15 protein-coding genes are annotated in these 15,913 nt (G+C 36.9%); all 15 read right to left on the reverse strand.

The window, feature by feature from the left end; genetic code table 11:
• Window positions 1–49: 49 nt before the first annotated feature.
• A complete protein-coding gene (dapA, locus tag HR057_RS05020; protein ID WP_173730470.1) occupies window positions 50–922 on the reverse strand; it encodes a 4-hydroxy-tetrahydrodipicolinate synthase in 873 nt (290 codons plus the stop codon).
• Window positions 923–966: 44 nt separating this feature from the next.
• Window positions 967–2,172: an aspartate kinase gene (gene dapG, locus HR057_RS05025; protein WP_173730330.1), complete on the reverse strand. Its 1,206-nt coding sequence runs from the start codon at window positions 2,170–2,172 to the stop codon at window positions 967–969.
• Between the two features lie 67 nt (window positions 2,173–2,239).
• A complete protein-coding gene (locus HR057_RS05030; protein WP_173730331.1) occupies window positions 2,240–3,289 on the reverse strand; it encodes an aspartate-semialdehyde dehydrogenase in 1,050 nt (349 codons plus the stop codon).
• Between the two features lie 142 nt (window positions 3,290–3,431).
• Complete coding sequence (locus HR057_RS05035; protein ID WP_173730332.1) at window positions 3,432–4,031, reverse strand: dipicolinate synthase subunit B; 600 nt, start codon at window positions 4,029–4,031, stop codon at window positions 3,432–3,434.
• A 7-nt stretch (window positions 4,032–4,038) separates the two neighbouring features.
• Window positions 4,039–4,932, reverse strand: a complete 894-nt coding sequence (dpaA, locus tag HR057_RS05040; RefSeq protein WP_173730333.1) for a dipicolinic acid synthetase subunit A — start codon at window positions 4,930–4,932, stop codon at window positions 4,039–4,041.
• 604 nt (window positions 4,933–5,536) lie between these two features.
• Window positions 5,537–5,779: a YlmC/YmxH family sporulation protein gene (locus HR057_RS05045; RefSeq protein ID WP_173730334.1), complete on the reverse strand. Its 243-nt coding sequence runs from the start codon at window positions 5,777–5,779 to the stop codon at window positions 5,537–5,539.
• A gap of 83 nt (window positions 5,780–5,862) precedes the next feature.
• Complete coding sequence (locus HR057_RS05050) at window positions 5,863–7,116, reverse strand: M16 family metallopeptidase (protein WP_173730471.1); 1,254 nt, start codon at window positions 7,114–7,116, stop codon at window positions 5,863–5,865.
• 70 nt (window positions 7,117–7,186) lie between these two features.
• Window positions 7,187–8,149 (reverse strand): polysaccharide deacetylase family protein, encoded by a 963-nt coding sequence (locus tag HR057_RS05055; RefSeq protein WP_173730335.1) that lies wholly within the window; start codon window positions 8,147–8,149, stop codon window positions 7,187–7,189.
• A 176-nt stretch (window positions 8,150–8,325) separates the two neighbouring features.
• Entirely contained in the window at window positions 8,326–10,443 is a 2,118-nt protein-coding gene (gene pnp, locus HR057_RS05060) for a polyribonucleotide nucleotidyltransferase (protein WP_173730336.1), read from the reverse strand.
• A 187-nt stretch (window positions 10,444–10,630) separates the two neighbouring features.
• Complete coding sequence (gene rpsO, locus HR057_RS05065; protein ID WP_173730337.1) at window positions 10,631–10,900, reverse strand: 30S ribosomal protein S15; 270 nt, start codon at window positions 10,898–10,900, stop codon at window positions 10,631–10,633.
• A gap of 101 nt (window positions 10,901–11,001) precedes the next feature.
• Window positions 11,002–11,979: a bifunctional riboflavin kinase/FAD synthetase gene (ribF, locus tag HR057_RS05070; protein WP_173730338.1), complete on the reverse strand. Its 978-nt coding sequence runs from the start codon at window positions 11,977–11,979 to the stop codon at window positions 11,002–11,004.
• 53 nt (window positions 11,980–12,032) lie between these two features.
• The gene (truB, locus tag HR057_RS05075) at window positions 12,033–12,938 is read right to left on the reverse strand and encodes a tRNA pseudouridine(55) synthase TruB (RefSeq protein WP_173730339.1); all 906 of its coding nucleotides are present in this window, start codon (window positions 12,936–12,938) and stop codon (window positions 12,033–12,035) included.
• A 46-nt stretch (window positions 12,939–12,984) separates the two neighbouring features.
• Window positions 12,985–13,353, reverse strand: coding sequence for a 30S ribosome-binding factor RbfA (gene rbfA / locus HR057_RS05080; RefSeq protein ID WP_173730340.1), 369 nt, complete (start codon window positions 13,351–13,353; stop codon window positions 12,985–12,987).
• 23 nt (window positions 13,354–13,376) lie between these two features.
• On the reverse strand, window positions 13,377–13,655 hold the full coding sequence (locus HR057_RS05085; protein WP_173730341.1) for a DUF503 domain-containing protein: 279 nt from the start codon (window positions 13,653–13,655) through the stop codon (window positions 13,377–13,379).
• Window positions 13,652–15,901: a translation initiation factor IF-2 gene (gene infB / locus HR057_RS05090; protein ID WP_173730342.1), complete on the reverse strand. Its 2,250-nt coding sequence runs from the start codon at window positions 15,899–15,901 to the stop codon at window positions 13,652–13,654. The genes HR057_RS05085 and infB overlap by 4 nt, the downstream gene beginning before the upstream one ends.
• Between the last annotated feature and the right edge of the window lie 12 nt (window positions 15,902–15,913).

Here is a 15,913-nt window from a genome sequence, read left to right on the forward strand (position 1 = left end):
AGAGAAAAAATAAAATACGAGCCCAAGAAGGACTCGTATTTTTAACCTATCAGTATTGTTTTAAAAGTTCATCAATTATCAATTGTTTTTCTTTTTGCAAAGGAACAAGCGGTAAACGTACTGAACCAACATCTATGCCTTTTCCTTTTAAGGCATATTTTACTGGGACAGGATTAGGGCCGATAAATAAGCCTTTCATGATCGGCAACAACCGTTGATGCAATTTTGCTGCTTTTTTTACTTCGCCTTTTTCAAAAAGCGTAATCATTTCTTGCATTTCTTTGCCAATGATATGTGAAGCAACTGAAATGACGCCTCTTCCCCCGATAGCTAGAACAGGAAGAGTGTTGCTGTCATCACCAGTATATAGATAAAAATCATCATCAGTGCGAGAAATGATTTCAGCCATTGCATTCAAATCCCCGCTCGCTTCTTTCACTGCAACAATATTTTTGATCTGTGCAAGTTTTACAATTGTGTCAACTGAAATGTTAACGCCGCATCTTCCAGGAATATTGTATAACATGATCGGTAGATTTGTTTCGCCAGCGATCGCTTTAAAATGCTCATATAACCCATCTTGATCAGGTTTATTGTAGTACGGTGCAACAAGCATTATTCCGTCGACACCTGCTTCTTCTGCTTTTTTTGTAAGCTCAATTGAAGACTTTGTATCGTTACTTCCTGTTCCTGCAACAACAGGAACTCTGCCATTTACTACTGCTACGACATGACGATATAAAGCAACCTTTTCTTCTTTTGAAAGGGTCGGAGACTCACCGGTTGTTCCTGCTACGATTAAAGAATCGGTTCCATTTTCGATTAAATAGTTTACCAATTCTGTAGTTTTATCAAAATCAATATTACCATTTGCATCAAATGGTGTTACCATCGCTGTCCCAATACGGCCAAAAACCATTATTTTCAACCCCTTATAGATTGTTTTATAGTCCCGATCAACTTTTATTATTCTTGACAAAATTCATCATGCAAAGCGTTAACAGCACGAACCATATCTTCTTCATGGACAAGAACCCATATAGTTGTGTGGCTATCAGCAGATTGTAATATTTGAATTCCCTCTTTAGATAGCGCATTAACAATACGGGCAGTCACTCCAGGAACACCAGTCATCCCTGCGCCGACAGCTGATACTTTCGCACAGTTGCGGATGATTTTTGGCTCATAGCCTAGGTTCTTCAAAGCTGTAATTGCTCGATCTGTCATATTATCCATGACTGTATAAACAATGGCATTCGGTGAAATATTAATAAAGTCGACACTAATATTTTCTTGTGCCATCGCTTTAAAAACTTCTGTTTGGATATTGTAATGCTCTTTTCCCGCAGTTACTGTAATTTGGGTAACCCCTGGAACATGGGCAATCCCGGTAACAACACGATCTCGAATTTCGTTTTCCTTATTGTGGGAAGCAACTGATGTAACTAGTGTGCCAATGCCATCAGAATACGTCGAACGAATTCGAAGAGGAACTTTTGCTTGCATTGCAATTTCAACAGCTCGCGGATGGATGACTTTTGCCCCTTGATGAGCTAAATTACAAATTTCGGTATACGTAATGATAGGTAAAGGCCGTGCTCCTTCAACGATGCGTGGGTCAGCTGTCATGACCCCCTCTACATCTGTAAAAATATCAATAAATTCAGCATTTAAGGCAGCACCAAGCGCTGCCGCTGAAGTATCACTGCCGCCTCTTCCAAGTGTAGTTATTTCGCCTGTACGGGAAATCCCTTGAAATCCAGCCACTACTACAACATCTTGTTTTTCTAGCTCCTCTAAAATTCGATCGCATTTCATTTCAATGATTTTTGCATTTGTATGTTCTTCGTTTGTTAAAAAACCAGCTTGGGCTCCGGTTAATGCAGTCGCCTTAATGCCATGATTATTTAGCAAATTAGAAAAAACAATGGCCGAAATTGTTTCTCCACAAGAAAGCAATAGATCATGCTCACGCTTACTAATCGTTGCTAAATCTACAAGACTTTGTAATGTATCAGTCGCATACGGGTCCCCTTTTCGTCCCATTGCTGAGACAACAACAACGACTTTAAAACCTTCGTTTAAAGCATTTACAATGTGGCCTTTAGCCATTAATCGGCCTTCCTCGTCCTTCACCGATGTGCCACCAAATTTTTGGACGATAATTTTCATGAAGACACCTCTTAGAAGTTGATCATACTATTATCTGTAATAATGCCTTGCCTTTCGTAATTTAATATTATTTTAAAATTCCAAGAGAAATTAATCTTTCCGCGATTTGAACGGAATTCCATGCAGCACCTTTCAATAAATTATCAGAAACAATCCACATATGGAAGCCTTTATCATTATCCAAATCTTTGCGAATTCTTCCGACAAACGTTTCAAGTTTTCCTGCAGCATTGATGGCCATAGGATAAATTTGTTCTTCTGGTTTATCCTCAAGTACTACTCCCTCAGCTCCAGAAAGAACGTCTTTAATGTCTTGAACTGAGACACCGTCTTTCTCAACTTCAATATAAACAGACTCTGAATGACCGTACACGACCGGAATCCTTACGCAAGTAGCTGCAACTTGAAGATGTGGCATATGCATAATTTTTTTCGTTTCATTAATCATTTTCATTTCTTCAAAAGTAAAGCCATTTTCCTGGAATTTATCGATTTGTGGAATGGCATTAAAAGCAATTTGGTAATGTTTTTTATCAGATCCACAAGGTAAAATTTCCGGTGTAAATGGCTCTTCGTTCAATACGGCCTGCGTTTGATCTAACATCTCTTTAATAGCCATTGCTCCAGCTCCTGAAACAGCTTGGTACGTTGAAACGATAACTTTTTTCAGTCCAAATGCTTTTCTAATTGGCTCTAGAGCTACAACCATTTGGATTGTAGAGCAATTCGGATTGGCAATAATGCCTTTATGTTGATGAAGATCTGCATCATTCACTTCCGGAACTACTAATGGAACTTCTGGATCCATTCTAAATGCGCTTGTATTATCAATAACAATCGCACCTCTTTTAGCAGCTTCAGGAGCCAATTGTTTAGAAACAGCTCCTCCTGCGCTGAATAAAGCTACATCAACGCCTTCAAAACTTTCTGGCTTCGCTGCTTGAACAATATGTTCTTCTCCTTTAAAAGTGATTTTCTTTCCTGCTGATCTTTCTGATGACAAAAGCGTCAATTTTGAAATCGGGAAATTTCTCCTCTCAAGTGTTGATAGCATTTTTTCTCCTACTGCACCCGTTGCACCCACAACTGCTACATGATAGCCTTTTCTATTTTCCATTTTGCTACTCCTTCCCCTATATACAATATTAAAGTAGAAATTTCGTTATTAATTGTTAATTTTAAATTATAAAAATTATTTTATCATATTCCGTCTTGAAGGAAAGAACTTTTATTTTAATTTCATTATTATAATAAATTCTTTATGCTTTATCCCTGAATTTTTCGATTAAAACTGGTTGATATTGCCGGCCTTCAAGAGCCGCTTCTACCGTATCGACCAATGCATCCATTCTTGCTACTATAGAGTTTGGTTTTTTTAGTGGATCATCTTGGCCGAATGGTATGAAATAAATGTTTTTGGTCGCCATTAATCTCATTAAATTGACGCCATTTAATCCTAAAGCATCATTTGTTGAAATACCTAAGACAACTGGTTTTAAATTTCTGAGCGTAGCTTTTGCTGCCATTAACACCGGAGAATCCGTTAACGCATTAGCTAATTTGCTCATAGTATTCCCAGTTAAAGGAGCAATGACCATGCAATCTAAAGGATATTTCGGCCCAAGTGGTTCTGCATCCACGATTGAATCAATTACTTTTTTTCCAGTCATTTCCTCTAACTTTGTCACCCAATCTTCGCCTTTTCCAAATCTTGTCGTTGTATTTTTTACCGTAAATGTAACAATCGGCTGAACTTCGGCACCCGCTTTTACAAGCTTTTCAATTTGCGGCATAACTGCATCATATGTGCAATGCGAACCAGTTAACCCAAACCCGATACGTTTTCCATTTAATGTCATTTACAAATTACTCCTTTCCTTGTTTCAACTCTTCAATTAAAATCTGTGAAATTACTTTGGCAACAATGGACCCAGCTGTTTTTGGGGCAACTATCCCCGGAAGGCTCGGTGCCAACAATGCTTTAATGCCTCTTTTTTCAGCATAGCGAAAATCCGTTCCTCCAGGTTTTGAAGCAAGATCAATGATAACTGTGTGAAGTGGCATTTTCGAAATAACTGCAGCTGTCACAACGAATGCTGGAACGGTATTGATGACAATGTCTGCATCGCTAACTTCCTTCATAAGGTCATCTGTAAAAAACGGATAAAGACCCATTTCGGTAATCCGAGCAATATCTTCTAATTTCCTTGCGCCCACCTTTACTTTAGCCCCTAAACAAGCAAATGCTCTCGCCACTGACATACCGACTCTTCCTAATCCAATAACAACAACATTCGAACCATGAATGGTGATATCTGTATGCTGAATTGCCATCATAATCGTGCCTTCGACAGTTGGGATCGAGTTATAAATGGCAACATCATTTCTCTCGAAAAGTTTAATTAATTTCCTATTGGCTTCTTTGCAAATTGCATCTAAATACTGATTACTTATTCCTGAAAAAATAATGCAGTGATCAGGAGTTTGTTTTAACATTTCCTCTGTTAAAATAATCTTCTCGTTAGAAAAAATCGTTTCCACCTCTCCAGAAAGGTTGGCTCCTTTAACAGGAAGAACAATGGAATCGAGTTCAGAAAATTCTAATTCATTGATCCCTTTTTTGGAAGATCCCGAAAATACATGATCCAGTTGTTCAAAACCAACTAAAGATAATTTCGCATCCATTTCTGATAATCTACGGATGACTTCCAATTGACGTGCATCTCCACCAATGACAGCAATATGCAAGTCAGTTAGCATTTCCATCTCACCTTCTTTATTGGTTCAATAGCCTAACATTCGTTCTTTCACATCATATGAACAGCAGGAAAAGAAGGTGAAAAAAAGCTATAAAGTCTAAAAAATAAAGAAAGTGGATGGAAACGATTTCGTTTTTTCCACTTTCTTTTATTTCGTCAATCAATTTAAAAATAGTCCTAAACAAATTGATCCTTAAAGACATGCTTAAACAAAATGAAAAGCGATTTTTATTAAAGGATTTAAGAAAAAGGACACAATCTACAACGTGGCATGGAGGAATAGAGAATTGGAATATTAAGAAAGAAAGGTTAGCATGGAGGAAATTAATACTGGAAAACGTTCAACTATTTTCTTAAAAGAATCTTTCTACAACAAGATTGTAAAAATGAAATACAAATCGATAAGTACATAATATATTGATTGAACGTATTTCGTTTAATTAATACAAGTGAATATTTCACCGTTCATTTAACAAATTTTTTTGCTAATCATTAATCCTCCGAAGAGGGAAAATACAGAAAAGGGTAATGAAAACTCGAAAATTGAAGTATAAGAAAAGGGGCATTCAGAAATCATATTTCATTTCTCGAAAGCCCCTAAAAAATTAATATTCATCTTGAAAGTCGACAATAATCATATCACTGCCAATTTTCTTTATGTTTTGCCAAGGAATTCTAACTTCGACTCCATTTTTTTTGAAACCGAACCATTTCATCGTTGGGATTAGAAAGGCTTGGATATGGCCAGTATCTTCATCGATTTCTAAATCGGCTTGCCCAAGGACCCCCATCCGTTCACCTTTTTTTAAATCGATAATCTCTTTGCCATTCATTTCACTAAGCCTCATTTTTGCCCCTCCTAGGTTGTTTATGCCTTATCTAATCCTATTTTCATTACAATAAAAAAATGACTATTTATGATCATAGAACTTTATTGAATATTTTTCGGCAATTTTCCATCAGGGCTAATTAATGCAAGGGCGTATTGATCCGTAAATATTGTTTTTGCCAAATTATTAACGGAATCCAATGTCACAGCTGATACTTGATCTAGTATTTCATTTAAAGAACGATGTCTTTTTAAAAGCAATTCATTTTTACCGTTTCGGCTCATTCTACTGTTTGTACTTTCTAAACTTAACATTAAATTTCCTTTCAATTGTTCCTTGCTGTTTGCAAGTTCTTTTTCAGAAATGCCGTCCCGTTTTAAAGTTGCCAATGTTTCTTGGATTGTTTCAAATAAAATATCCAATTGGTTATTAGCAGTTCCCCCATAAATAGCTAATATACCTGAATCTAAATAGGAGGAATGATAGCTATAAATGGAATAGGCAAGTCCGCGTGCTTCCCTTACATCTTGAAAAAGACGGCTGGACATGCTGCCACCTACAATATTATTTAACACTATTAAAGAGTAAATCTCATCATGCCCTACCGGTAGTCCATGAAATCCTAGACATAAATGAGCTTGTTCCGTATCTTTTTTCCTTGCGATCTTTTCATCTAAAATGACAGGCTGTTTGGAAAGTGGTTGTGCATATTTAGCTTCAAAATGACCAAAATAAGCTTCAACTTCTTTTATAAACATTTCATCAATATTACCGGCAACTGAAATGACAATATTCTCAGGGGTATAATATTGATCCATATATTTTCTTAATGTATCCCCATTAAAACTTGCTAATGTCTCTTCTGTACCTAGAATAGAATAAGCAAGCGGGTGATCTCCGAATGTTGCTTTACTTAGCATATCATGAACAATGTCGTCCGGTGTATCCTCATACATTTTTATTTCTTCTAAAACAACATTTTTTTCTTTCTTTAACTCTTCTTCATTAAAAGTAGAGTTAAAAAACATATCTGCTAATATTTCTAATGCAAAGCTTGCATGTTCGTCTAGAACTTTTGCATAATAGCATGTATATTCTTTGGAGGTAAATGCATTTACCTGTCCTCCAATACTATCAAAACTTTCAGCAATTTCCTTAGCAGTTCTCGTTGTTGTTCCTTTAAAAAACATATGTTCTAAAAAATGGGAAATACCGTTATTTTCTTTTGTTTCATATCGTGAGCCAGCACCGATCCAGATTCCAATAGCAACTGAGCGGACTGTTGGAATTTTTTCTAGTACAACTCTAGCTCCATTTTGGCAAGTATATTTTTTAATCAAGTGAAATCCTCCCATATCCAAAATACTCAAGTAGCATCATACCAATATTAATAGTGAATGTCACGTATTTCATAAATTTCCATATTTACTTTATCTTAACTCTTTCTTCACTTAATAATGTTGACACATTTGCTATTTGGTATTCTTTTTCCTTTATTTTTAAAATTAAACTTTCTAATCCTTTTGCAGTTGATGAAGTAGGGTGCATTAAGATCATCGTGCCATTTGATATTTTTGAAACAACACGGTCGACCATTGCCGTCGGATCAGGTCTGCGCCAATCAACCGTATCAACAGTCCATAAAATGACTTTCATATTTTCTTCTGCTGCTATTTTAATAACTTCATCTTTGAAACTTCCGCTAGGAGGTGCAAACCATTTTGGAGTAACACCCGTAGTGGCTTTAATGATTTCATTCGTTTTAACAATTTGTTCACGAATAGCATGACTCGATAAATTTTTCAAATCAGGATGACTGTAAGCATGGTTGCCAATTTCATGCCCAGCATCTACAATCATTTTTGCAATATCGGGATATTTTTTCACCCAGCTTCCATCTAAAAAAAATGTAGCTGTAACATGATGTTTCGCCATTGTTTTTAACATAAATGGAATATATTCATTTCCCCAAGCGACATTTACTAAAAAAGATACCATCGGCTTATCAGGATGACCACGATAAATGGGAGAAGGTGGAAGGTCATCTAAAGTGACTTTTGGCCTTACTTCTTCGAATACTAGTAAAAGAGGGTTAAATTTTCCGCTTTTCTCCATTCTTTTATATGATTCTTCAACATTAACTTTCAAACCATTTAGACCAGGGATTGCTTTCCAAACACGATCAATCCTAGCATCTTGAGGTGGAATTTCATATTTATCCTTTTGCTTCACAATTTCCAAATAAAGTGGATCTTTTTGATTTGAAACTGCAATCGCAGATTTTTTTATTGCATCTTTAAAATCAGTTTTATATGGGTTTTGAAAGGCACCGATTGTAATAATTAGCAGTACAGAAAAAACTACAAGTTGAATAGCCAATCGAATCATTATACTCGTCCTCCTTCATAACAAAATTATGAAATCAGACGAGATCATAGAACATTAGGAAAATAGGTAATTTTCCTGCAATGGTAAAATAATATCTTTTCTATTACTTTATTCCTTTAACAAGTTATTCTTTTTAAAATATTAAAAAAGAAGCTGCAATTTCAGCTTCCTTTCCTTTACGATGGATTCCGTTTTTCTTTTTGATCTTTTAAAACTGCTTTTCTGGAAAGATTAATTCTTCCTTGTTTATCGATTTCCGTTACTTTAACCAATAATTCATCCCCGATGGATACGACATCTTCCACTTTTCCAATACGCTCTTGAGCCAACTCGGAAATATGAACAAGCCCATCTTTACCTTGGAAGATTTCAACAAATGCTCCGAATTTTTCAATACGTTTTACTTTACCTAAATAAATTTGACCAACTTCTACGTCGCGTACAATATCTTCGATCATTTTTTTAGCTTTTTCGTTCATTGCCATGTCCGGTGAAGCGATAAAGATCGTACCATCTTGTTCAATATCAATTTTTACGCCAGTTTCTTCAATAATTTTATTGATCTGTTTCCCGCTTGGACCGATGACTTCGCGAATTTTATCCGGGTTAATCGTCATCGTTAAAATTTTCGGTGCATATTGTGACAATTGTTCACGCGGCGCAGCTAATGTTTGCATCATATGTTCTAATATTTGCATTCTTCCTTTTTTCGCTTGCATTAAAGCTTCTTCTAAAATTTCTCGAGATAAACCGGAAATTTTAATATCCATTTGTAGAGCTGTAACACCTTTTGTTGTCCCGGCAACTTTAAAGTCCATATCGCCTAGATGGTCTTCCATTCCTTGAATATCTGTTAAAACCGTATAATCATCACCGGATTTAACAAGTCCCATGGCAATCCCTGCAACAGGTGCTTTAATTGGTACCCCAGCATCCATCATTGCTAATGTACTTGCACAAATGCTCGCTTGAGAAGTAGATCCGTTCGATTCTAGGACTTCAGAAACTAAACGGATTGTATATGGAAATTCTTTTTCAGATGGAACGACTGGTTCGAGTGCCCGTTCACCTAAAGCTCCGTGTCCAATTTCTCTTCGTCCTGGAGCTCTGATTGGACCTGTCTCTCCAACACTAAATGATGGGAAATTATAATGGTGCATGAATCTTTTTGATTCTTCGATACCTAAACCGTCCAAGATTTGTACATCACCTAAAGCGCCAAGTGTACAAGTGCTCAATGCTTGTGTCTGTCCTCTCGTGAACAATGCTGAACCATGCGCTCTTGGTAATAAACCTACTTCAGATGAAAGTGGACGAATTTCATCAATTTTTCGACCATCCGGACGAATTTTTTCTTTCGTAATTAAGCGGCGCACTTCTTCTTTCACGAGCTTGTACAAGATTTCGTCAACTTGCATGAGCGTCTCTTCTGTAACGCCTTCTTGCTCTTCATATTTTGCTTTTACAGCTTCTTTAACGGAATTGATAGCCTCTTCACGAGCAAGTTTTTCTGATACTTGGACTGCCTTTTTAATATCCTCTTCAGCCATCTCACGTATTTCTTGCTCAAGTTCTGCATCAATTTCATATAGTTCTACTTCCATTTTTTCTTTGCCTACGTGTTTGGCAATTTCCTCTTGAAAAGCTATTAATTTCTTAATTTCTTCATGGCCAAACATGATCGCTTCCAACATTACTTCTTCAGGTACTTCTTTTGCACCTGCTTCAACCATGTTTATTGCGTCTTTTGTGCCGGCAACCACTAAGTGGATGTCGCTTTTTTCTTGTTGTTCAATCGTTGGGTTAATTATGAATTCATTATCTACGCGGCCGACTGTTACACCTGCGATCGGGCCGTCAAATGGAATGTCAGAAACTGTTAATGCTAAAGATGATCCAAACATTGCTGCCATTTCAGGTGAACAATCTTGATCAACACTCATGACAATGCTAACAAGTTGAACTTCATTGCGAAAACCTTCAGCAAATAATGGGCGAATTGGACGATCGATTAAACGACTAGCTAAAATCGCTTTCTCACTCGGGCGGCCTTCACGCTTAATAAAACCACCAGGAATTTTACCAACCGCATATAAGCGTTCTTCATAGTTTACAGTAAGTGGAAAAAAACCTAAATTTTTCGCTTCTTTAGAAGCTGTAGCTGTTGCCAAGACAGCTGTTTCTCCATAGCGAATCAGGCAAGCGCCATTGGCTTGTTTAGCTAACTGGCCAATCTCAACTACTAATGGGCGGCCCGCCCAATCCATGGAAAAGATTTGTTTTCCTTGTTCCATGTAAGTCAGTACCCCTCTCTTATGATTTGCGTTTGTGGTCAATATCGGTGAAATGTCGATTGTCAGATTGCTTAATTGTCTTCTATCTACTATATTGTATGTAGTTTATACCTTCAATAAATTACCAATTTATTCCAGTTATATTTGCGTAAGAAAAAAGCGGGATTAATCCCGCTTTTTGTAAATCTTATCTACGTAATCCAAGCTTTTGAATCAATTCACGGTAACGTGTAATGTCTTTATTACGAAGATAGTTAAGCAAGTTGCGACGTTTCCCTACCATCTTTAATAGACCACGGCGTGAATGATGATCTTTTTTATGAACGCGCAAATGTTCATTCAAATTGTTAATCTCTTCTGTTAGGACAGCAATTTGAACTTCTGGTGAACCAGTATCATTATCATGAATTTTAAATTCATTAATTATTTCTTGCTTACGTTCTTGTGTGATCGCCATCCTATTCACCTCCTCATCTTTAAATCCCCAATTCCCTAGCAAGCGTTGGTGAGGCGCATTGCCAAGCAATGGTTCTTCTTTTCCATGCATTATTTAGAATACTATTGTTTTAGGCAAAATGCAAGTTTTTCTTGGCTGTTTTTTGCAAAATATTGTTGTGCCTCTTCCTTATCTTTTCCGATTTGCTTAATTAATTCTTCGACAGATGTGAATTTTTTTTCGGATCTAAGACGCTTAATCCACACAATTTGCACTGTTTGGCCGTAAATTGTTTTTTCAAAATCAAAAAGATGGGCTTCAATCGCCAGTTTTACAGTGGATGGGTCGTGGAATGTTGGTTTATAACCAATATTTAAGATTCCTTTATACCACTTACCCTCAACCTTTGCGCAAATGGCATAGACTCCTGTTAACGGAAGAATGTAATCATCAACATGTTCAATATTTGCTGTAGGAAATCCGATCAATCTCCCCCGTTTTTCCCCATGGACAACGATCCCAGTCGTTTTGTAGTAACGGCCTAAAAATGCTGGTAATCGATGGACTTCCCCATTTTGTATTAATATACGAATTAATGTTGAGCTAATTTTTTCATTATTTTCAACAACTTTTTCAACGACAGTTTGCGTAAATTGCTTTCTTGAGTGAAAAGGTAATGTTTCCATTGTTCCTCTACCAAGCCGTCCATATGTATAATCAAATCCGGCAACAACATGTTTCACATGAAGCCCAATAATATATTGGTCTACAAACTCCTGAGGCAGTAATTCAGCAAAATGATTCGTAAATTCAACTATAAATAAATAATCGATACCAAGGTTTTTTATTTCCTCTTCTTTATCTTTAATTGATGTTATACATGCTGCATGTTCCTTACTATTTCGTAAAACTACGCTTGGATGTGGATAAAAAGTCATAACAGCACTTTTATATCCTAATTCTTCTGCTTTTATTTTAGCCGTCTTGATCACTTTTTGATGGCCAAGATGAACGCCATCGAAATACCCCAATGCCAAAACAAGTGGTGGAAAATCCTCTTTCTTGAAAGAATGGGGATGGCTTAACCTAATGACTTTCATATTCTGTTCACCTGCTTTATCCAACAGCCACTTGACGAAGCGCGTGGTTCTATTTAATCGATTTTTAACACCTTTTCTGGTTTCATCATCCCTGAAATCGTCGGGTGCGGCACATAAATTGCAATACATTCATTTTTGCTATTGTATAGGGCTAGCCGCTTCATTTCACCGTACCCATCTGGGATCGGAAGGATTTGTCCGTTTTGTACTTTCCTTTCTAGTTTTTCATTAATTTCGAATTTCGTCAAATGTAATAGAGCTCTCTCTAATGGATATAACTGTAAATTATCATTTTCGAGCTTTTCAGCAATTTCTTCAAACGTCAAACAATCATTTTTCGTAAAATTGCCTGAAGCAACTCTAGTTAACTTCGACATATGAGCTGGATAGCCAAGCTCCTTTCCAATATCTACCGCCAACGTACGAATATATGTCCCTTTGCTCGCACGTACATAAAAACGAAATGAAGGATTCGATTGATCTAAAAAATCAAATTCATCTAATATTTTGATTTCATAAATTTGAACTTTTCTCTTCGGACGTTCTACCTCCTGTCCACTTCGAGCATATTCATACAGTCGCTTTCCATTAACTTTCACAGCTGAAAACATAGGAGGTATTTGAACGATAGTTCCATGAAATTTCATTAACACATCATCAATTTCATTTCTCATTATTTGTCCTGTAATTTCTTTTTTATCAATAACATCCCCAGAGGCATCTTCAGTTGTTGTTGCAATACCTAAGGTGACTTCCCCTTCATACGCTTTCTCTGCTTCTGTCAAATATTCTGCCACTTTTGTCGCCCTGCCGACACATATAGGCAATACACCGTCAACATCGGGGTCCAATGTTCCGGTATGTCCTATTTTTTTTGTTTTTAATAGCTTGCGAAGCTTAAAAACACAATCATGGGACGTCATTCCTTTCGGTTTCCAAAGAGGTAAGATCCCTTCCAAAACCAACCCCCCTATTTTATTTCTTAGAAAAAGGATAGACAATAGTCTATCCTTCAGAATTGTGTTGTTCTTTTTCTTTTTGTAGTTGTTCTAAAATTGTTTCAATTCGATTTCCATATTCAATCGATTCATCAAACTCAAAAAATATTTCAGGCGTTTTTCTTAAACGAATTCTTTTACCGATTTCGGAACGGATAAATCCATTTGCTTTTGCCAAAGCAGTTAGTGTATTTTGTTTTGCTTCTTCATCTCCAAGGACAGTTATATAGACTTTTGCTATTTGCAAGTCCCCTGACACTTGCACATCTGTTACAGTAACAAAACCTATACGAGGATCTTTAATTTTTCGGCTAATAATATCGCTCAATTCTTTTTTCATTTGTTCTCCAACTCTTGTAGGACGAATATTGCCCATGTCTATCACCTCGCTATTTGAAGTTATAACCAATCAATGGTTGTAACTGTCCTTTCAATTTCAGGAAATGAATCAATCATTTGTAGCGCTTTTTCAAGCTCTTTTTCAGCAGCAATTTTATCAGAGGAAACAATCGCAATTGTAATTTCTGTCCGCTGCCATAAATCTTGAAAATCTGTTTCCGCCACCGATATATTGAAGCGTTGTCGTAATCTCGTAATAATTCGCTGTAAAACTGCCCTTTTTTCCTTTAGGGAGTTCGCATTATATATGATGCACTCGCATGTTGCACAGCCAATCATTTACGTTCTACTTCTTCCATTACATATGCTTCAATAATGTCGCCTTCTTTAATATCATTATAGTTTTTAATCGTCAATCCACATTCATAACCTTGGGCTACTTCTTTTACGTCATCTTTGAAACGTTTTAACGTATCGACTTCGCCCTCAAAAATAACAACACCATCACGAACTAAACGAATACCCGCATCCCGAGTGACTTTCCCGTCAGTTACATAGCAACCGGCAATTGTACCAACTTTGGAAACTTTGAAAATTTCCCTTACTTCTAATTGACCGATTACTTTTTCTTCATATTCAGGATCGAGCATTCCTTTCATTGCCGCTTCAATTTCCTCGATAGCTTTATAAATGATGCGGTGCAGGCGGATATCAACCTTTTCTGCTTCCGCTGTTTTCTTTGCATTTACATCAGGACGGACATTAAATCCGATAATAATCGCATTGGAAGCAGATGCTAAAATAACATCAGATTCTGTAATCGCACCGACACCAGTGTGAATAATTTTTACTTTTACACCTTCAACATCAATCTTTTGCAATGAAGATGACAGTGCTTCGGCTGAGCCATGAACATCCGCTTTGATGATGATATTAAGTTCTTTCATATCACCTTGTTTAATTTGTTCAAATAAATCTTCAAGGCTGACTTTGTTTCGTTCTGCACGCTGCTGTTCAAGCTGCTTTTGGGCACGCGCTTCGCCAATTTGACGTGCTTTCTTTTCATCTTCAAATACGACAAAACGGTCACCTGCACTTGGAACTTCGTGCAAGCCTGTGATTTCAACAGGTGTTGATGGAGTTGCTACTTTTACGCGGCGACCCATATCATTCACCATCGCACGAACACGACCGTACGTATTTCCGACAACAATCGGATCGCCCACTTTCAATGTACCGTTTTGAATGAGCAATGTTGCTACAGGACCTCTTCCTTTATCAAGGTTCGCTTCGATAACTGTACCCACCGCAGGTCGATTTGGATTAGCTTTAAACTCTTCCACTTCACTTACTAATAAAATCATTTCTAGCAATTCATCGATACCTTGACCTTTTAATGCTGATAACATAACAAAGATCGTATCTCCGCCCCAAGCTTCTGGAATAAGATTGTATTCCGTTAACTCTTGCATGACTCGATCAGGATTTGCATCTTCTTTGTCAATTTTATTTACAGCAACAATAATTGGCACACCTGCTGCTTTAGCATGGTTAATAGCTTCAACTGTTTGAGGCATAACACCATCATCAGCAGCTACAACGAGAACAGTAATGTCAGTTACGCTGGCACCGCGGGCACGCATCGTTGTAAATGCTTCGTGACCTGGTGTGTCAAGGAACGTAATTTTCTTATCATTTATTTCAACTTGATAAGCACCAATATGTTGTGTAATTCCTCCAGCTTCACCAGCTGCAACTTTTGCATGACGAATGGAGTCTAACAATGTTGTTTTACCGTGGTCGACGTGGCCCATAATTGTCACAACTGGCGGCCGCTCTACTAAATCCTCTGGTTTGTCTTCTCCGATGTAGTTTTCTAAATCTGTCATATCAAGTACAACTTCTTTTTGTACTTCCGCACCATATTCTGATGCAATCAATTCGATGGTATCATCATCTAAATCTTGGTTTATTGTTGCCATGACACCAAGCATCATCAACTTTTTAATGATTTCTGACGGTTCTTTTCCTAATTTTTTCGCTAACTCTCCCACCGTCAAGCTCTCTTCATATTTTACGACCTTAACTGTTTCTTCTTTTTTAGGCGCTTGTTGCACGTTTTGTTGTTTTTGATTTTGCTTTTGTTTTTTATTTTTCGGATGTTGCTTTACAATTTTTTCGCTACTATTTTCTTTTTCTCGTTCTTGTTTTGATTTTACTTTTTTCGGACCTTTGCTTTTATTTTTTGGCTCATAAACGTAGTCATCATCAGTACCGTGTACATCTTCTTCTATTTCGTCTTGTTCACTGATTGGAAGAATAGGTCCTTTTGGTCCTCTTTTCTTTTGTTTCTTAGGATCGAACTTAGGACGCTTTCCATCTTTCTTTTGTGGATGTGTATTCGCTTGGTCTGCTTCTTGCGGTTTATTTTTTGTATACACTTTATCTAAAACTTTAATTGCGTCTTCATCTAACATGGACATATGGTTCGTTACCTCGATATTATTTTCTGTTAATTTAGAAATAATTTCTTTACTTGATTTATTATGTTGTTTTGCATATTCATAGACACGCATCTTACTCATACGTTCACCCCC

The organism is Calidifontibacillus erzurumensis, assembly GCF_013303125.1.
Lineage (GTDB): Bacteria > Bacillota > Bacilli > Bacillales > Bacillaceae_J > Calidifontibacillus > Calidifontibacillus erzurumensis.